Source organism: Streptomyces sp. NPDC057424 (assembly GCF_042803315.1).
GTDB lineage: Bacteria > Actinomycetota > Actinomycetes > Streptomycetales > Streptomycetaceae > Streptomyces.
Map to the genome: position 1 here is coordinate 1 of NZ_JBHVCP010000118.1, position 5,045 is coordinate 5,045.

The 5,045-nt window shown below is 69.1% G+C and carries 5 protein-coding genes; 2 read left to right on the forward strand and 3 right to left on the reverse strand.

The window, feature by feature from the left end; genetic code table 11:
- Positions 1–214 precede the first annotated feature (214 nt).
- The 3 genes from ACFU3E_RS38170 to thyX all read right to left on the reverse strand — a co-directional run bounded on the left by ACFU3E_RS38170 (position 215) and on the right by thyX (position 3,911).
- Positions 215–1,900: a ribonuclease J gene (locus ACFU3E_RS38170; protein ID WP_384169356.1), complete on the reverse strand. Its 1,686-nt coding sequence runs from the start codon at positions 1,898–1,900 to the stop codon at positions 215–217.
- A 154-nt stretch (positions 1,901–2,054) separates the two neighbouring features.
- Positions 2,055–2,954, reverse strand: coding sequence for a 4-hydroxy-tetrahydrodipicolinate synthase (gene dapA, locus ACFU3E_RS38175; RefSeq protein WP_384169359.1), 900 nt, complete (start codon positions 2,952–2,954; stop codon positions 2,055–2,057).
- Positions 2,955–3,170: 216 nt separating this feature from the next.
- Positions 3,171–3,911 (reverse strand): FAD-dependent thymidylate synthase, encoded by a 741-nt coding sequence (gene thyX / locus ACFU3E_RS38180; RefSeq protein ID WP_384169362.1) that lies wholly within the window; start codon positions 3,909–3,911, stop codon positions 3,171–3,173.
- 176 nt (positions 3,912–4,087) lie between these two features.
- On the opposite strand from thyX, the gene ACFU3E_RS38185 reads away from it, so the two are divergent.
- Complete coding sequence (locus ACFU3E_RS38185) at positions 4,088–4,330, forward strand: hypothetical protein (RefSeq protein ID WP_384169365.1); 243 nt, start codon at positions 4,088–4,090, stop codon at positions 4,328–4,330.
- A 112-nt stretch (positions 4,331–4,442) separates the two neighbouring features.
- Entirely contained in the window at positions 4,443–4,997 is a 555-nt protein-coding gene (locus ACFU3E_RS38190) for a hypothetical protein (RefSeq protein ID WP_384169367.1), read from the forward strand.
- Positions 4,998–5,045: the final 48 nt, after the last annotated feature.

The window sequence follows — 5,045 nt, forward strand, 5'->3', positions numbered from 1 at the left end:
CCAGGTTCCCGCTTCCGCGTTTCCCTTTCCGGCGGCTCCGACTTTATCAGAAGTTTCTGAGTCGGATTTCCCTCTCCGGCTGGGCATGGTCTCGGTGCCTGAGTTGGCCCGGGTGCCCCGTCGGGAGGAGTTGTAAACCTACTGGAGCGGGGCGCCCCGATGCAAATCGAGGCGCCCCGCTCCCAGTTGGCGCAGGCTCAGACCCGACGGGCCGTCAGACCTCCACCACCACAGGCAGGATCATCGGGCGGCGCCGGTAGTTGTCCGAGACCCACTTGCCCAGCGTGCGGCGCACGAGCTGCTGGAGCTGGTGGGGTTCGACCACACCGTCCTGGGCGGAGCGTTCGAGCACTTCCGTGATCCTGGGAGCCACGTCGCCGAAGGCGGAGTCCTCGATGCCCGAGCCGCGGGCCTGGATGTGCGGGCCGCCGGTGATCTTCCCGGTGGACGAGTCGATGACCACGAAGACCGAGATGATGCCCTCGTCTCCGAGGATCTTGCGGTCCTTGAGGGCCGGCTCACCCACGTCACCGACCGAGAGACCGTCGACGTAGACGTAGCCCGCCTGGACCTTGCCGGAGATCTTCGCCTTGCCCGCGACGAGGTCGACGGCGACACCGTCCTCGGCGATGACGATGCGGTCGTGCGGGACGCCGGTCAGGGCGCCCAGCTCGGCGTTGGCACGCAGGTGGCGCCACTCGCCGTGCACCGGCATGAGGTTCTTCGGGCGGCAGATGTTGTAGAAGTACAGCAGCTCGCCCGCGGAGGCGTGGCCGGAGACGTGGACCTTGGCGTTGCCCTTGTGGACCACGTTGGCGCCCCAGCGGGTGAGGCCGTTGATCACGCGGTAGACCGCGTTCTCGTTGCCCGGGATCAGGGACGACGCGAGGATCACCGTGTCGCCCTGGACGATGCGGATCTGGTGGTCGCGGTTGGCCATGCGGGACAGGGCCGCCATCGGTTCGCCCTGGGAGCCCGTGCAGACCAGGACCACCTCGCTGTCCGGGAGGTCGTCGAGCGTCTTGACGTCCACGACCAGGCCCGGGGGGACCTTCAGATAGCCCAGGTCACGGGCGATGCCCATGTTGCGGACCATGGAGCGGCCGACGAAGGCGACGCGGCGGCCGTACTCGTGCGCCGCGTCCAGGATCTGCTGGATGCGGTGCACATGGCTGGCGAAGCTCGCGACGATGATGCGCTTGCGGGCGCCTGCGAAGACCTGGCGCAGGACGTTGGAGATCTCCCGCTCGGGCGGGACGAACCCCGGAACCTCTGCGTTCGTCGAGTCCGAGAGGAGGAGGTCGATGCCCTCCTCGCTCAGGCGTGCGAATGCGTGGAGGTCCGTGAGGCGGCTGTCCAGCGGAAGCTGGTCCATCTTGAAGTCGCCGGTGTGGACCACCATGCCCGCGGGGGTGCGGATGGCCACGGCCAGCGCGTCCGGGATGGAGTGGTTGACCGCGATGAACTCGCAGTCGAAGGGGCCGATCCGCTCGCGGTGCCCCTCCGCCACCTCCAGGGTGTACGGGCGGATGCGGTGCTCCTGGAGCTTGGCCTCGATGAGGGCGAGGGTCAGCTTGGAGCCGATCAGCGGGATGTCCGGCTTCTCGCGCAGGAGGAAGGGGACACCGCCGATGTGGTCCTCGTGCCCGTGCGTGAGCACGATGCCCTCGATGTCGTCGAGGCGGTCCCTGATGGACGAGAAGTCCGGCAGGATCAGGTCGATTCCGGGCTGCTCCTCCTCGGGGAAGAGCACTCCGCAGTCGACGATCAGCAGGCGGCCGCCGAATTCGAAGACCGTCATGTTCCGGCCGATTTCGCCGAGGCCGCCGAGCGGGGTGACGCGCAGGCCGCCCTCGGAGAGCGGCGGGGGCGTGCGGAGTTCAGGATGCGGATGACTCAAAAGACTCTCCTCAACCACGCGCGCCACGTACCGGTGGGGCACGTGGCGCGCGTGACGTTCGTGCAGAAGCAGTTGTCTGTGTGGGGTGCGGGCACCGGTGGCCCGCCTATTCAGTTGTGAAGCAGTTGCGCGGGGGTCCGCGCGAAGTCTGATGTCAGAGCTGTACCCCGCCGGCGGCAAGATCGATCTTGAGTTGCTCGATCTCGTCGGGCGCGCACTCGACCATGGGGGCGCGCAGCGGCCCGCCGGGCAGTCCCTGCAGGGCGAGCGCCGCCTTGGTCGTCATCACGCCCTGGGTGCGGAACATACCCGTGTAGACGGCGAGCAGCTTCTGGTGGATCTCGGTGGCCTTCTGGACGTCGCCCGAGGTGTACGCCTCGACCAGGGCGCGCAGCTCGGGGGTGACGACGTGGCCGACGACCGAGACGAAGCCGACCGCGCCGACCGAGAGCAGGGGCAGGTTCAGCATGTCGTCGCCGGAGTACCAGGCGAGGCCGGAGCGGGCGATGGCCCAGCTGGCGCGGCCGAGGTCGCCCTTGGCGTCCTTGTTTGCGACGATCCGCGGGTGCTCGGCGAGCCGGACGAGCGTCTCGGTGTTGATCGGGACGCCGCTGCGGCCGGGGATGTCGTAGAGCATCACCGGGAGGCCGGTGGTGTCGGCGATGGCCGTGAAGTGCCGGTAGAGGCCTTCCTGCGGGGGCTTGTTGTAGTACGGGGTCACGACGAGCAGGCCGTGCGCGCCGGTGCGCTCCGCCGCCCGGGCGAGTTGCATGCTGTGGTGGGTGTCGTTGGTGCCGACTCCGGCCACCACGTGGGCGCGGTCGCCGACCGCCTCCAGGACCGCCCGTACGAGATCCGCTTTCTCCGCGTCGCTGGTGGTCGGGGACTCGCCGGTGGTGCCGTTGATGACCAGGCCGTCGTTGCCTGCGTCCACCAGGTGGGCGGCGAGCCGCTGCGCGCCGTCGAGGTCGAGTGCGCCGTCCGCCGTGAAGGGCGTGACCATGGCGGTGAGGACCCGCCCGAAGGGGGTCTGCGGAGTCGAGGTCGGAGCCATGGGTTACACGCTACTCGTTGCTCAGGACCGGGTCTGCCCACGGGGCAGGCGACAAGTCGTGACAAAGGTGGAGCCCGGCACTGCCTGCTCGGGGGTTCAAGCAGTGCCGGACCCGTTTGATCAGGCTAGATGAACTTCTCCAAATGCCGCAATACGGACACTTCGCGCGACTGAACCGTACATCTGTACCTGGCCGGGGGACGGGGGGTGCGTGCGTTACGGCGCCACGCGTCCGTTCGCGTTGAAGGCGGCGTACGTGAGCGGCATGAGCCGGGACCACTCGGCCTCCATCTTCTCGCCGACCATCTCGATCTCGCGCTGCGGGAAGGACGGGACCTTCGCCAGCTCGTGCTGGGTGCGCAGGCCGAGGAAGTGCATCAGCGAGCGGGCGTTGCACGTGGCGTACATCGAGGAGTACAGGCCGACCGGGAGGACCGCACGGGCTACCTCGCGGGCGACGCCGGCGGCGAGCATCTCCTGGTATGCCTCGTACGCCTGCCGGTACGAGTCCTCCATGACGCGGCCGACCAGCTCCTGCTGGGCCTGGGTGCCCTCCACGAAGACGTACTTGCCCGGGCGGCCCTCCTGGACCAGCTTGCGGGACTCGTCCGGGACGTAGAAGACGGGCTGGAGCTCGCGGTAGCGGCCGCTCTCCTCGTTGTACGACCAGCCGACGCGGTGCCGCATGAACTCGCGGAAGACGAAGATCGGGGCGCTGATGAGGAAGGTCATCGAGTTGTGCTCGAAGGGACTGCCGTGCCGGTCGCGCATCAGGTAGTTGATCAGGCCCTTGGAACGCTCGGGGTCCTTGGTCAGCTCCTCAAGGGACTGCTCGCCGAGGGTCGAGACGCGGGCGGCGAAGAGGACGTCCGCGTCGGATGCGGTGTGCTTGACCAGCTCGACGGTGACATCGCTGCGGTAGCTGGGCTTGAGGTCGTCGGCGGGGGTGTCGGTCACGGTTGGCAGGGCCTTCCCATCTCGTCGTGTGGCGACGCCACTCTACGGCCCGGCGAAATAGGTCCGATCGGTGCCGTGCCGCAATGAAGTCGGTGAAACGGGGCACCTCTGAGGGAGTTCGTTCGTCTCTACAGACGAAAGTGATCCGTTCCACCCTTGAAGGAGACGCACCCCTGATGTTCGGTCGGCGTGAACCCGTACCGTTTGCCTTCGTCGCCGAGGCCGACAGGTTCCGCAGCAATGTCACTCCCCCACCGCGCGAGCGGCCGTCCGTCGGTCAGATGGCCGGCCGTTGGCTGCTGGGGCTCACCATCGTGGCGGGGCTCGCGGGGTCCCTGATCATCGGGACACCCGCGCTGACGCCGCCCGACCAGACGGGCCATCAGCCTCAGCAGTCGCAGGCGTCCGAGAAGCGCTGAACCGCCCCAGGCCGGGGGTGACTCCATCCGGCCCCCCGCCAGTGGTGACCGGGGACACAGATCGGTAGCCTCACCGGGCACAGCCCACGCATGGATCGAGTGAGGACCCGCCGTGCCCCTGCCCTTCCTGACGGCCGACCGCGTTTTCGAGGCGGCGGACGACGTTCCGCTGCCCCACGACGACCGTGACCGCTGGCGGCGGCCGTACCGGCCGGGGCCGTGGCGCGTCGGTGTCGCGGCGCTCGCCCTGCTGCTCGCCTCGTTCGTGCTGTTCGCGGCGGTCATCATCGCCGCGACGGCCGAACTGACATCGGCCGCGGTGGTGTTCGGCCTGGCGCTGCTCGTCATCGCCGCGGCGCTGCGGCTGCTGCGCATGGGCGTGTGGGTCAGCGCGCGTGGGCTGCGGCACGTGGGTTTCCTCACGACGCGTACGGCGTCCTGGGAGCAGGTCGTCTCCGTGCGTACGGTGCAGCAGCCGGTGCGCTGGCTGGGACTGCCCCGCACCGTGCAGGGGCAGGCGCTGCTGCTCGGACGCCAGGGCGGGGGCGCTGCCGGGCCGGTGCCCCTGATGACGACGCACGACGCGGACTTCCTGGGCCGCGCGGAGGCCTTCGACCGGGCAGCGGACTCGGTCGAGGCGTGGGCCGAGGAGTACGGCCCGCGCTGATGTTCCTCGGCCTCATGCGGCGGGGCCGCAGCGTGCACACGCTGCGGC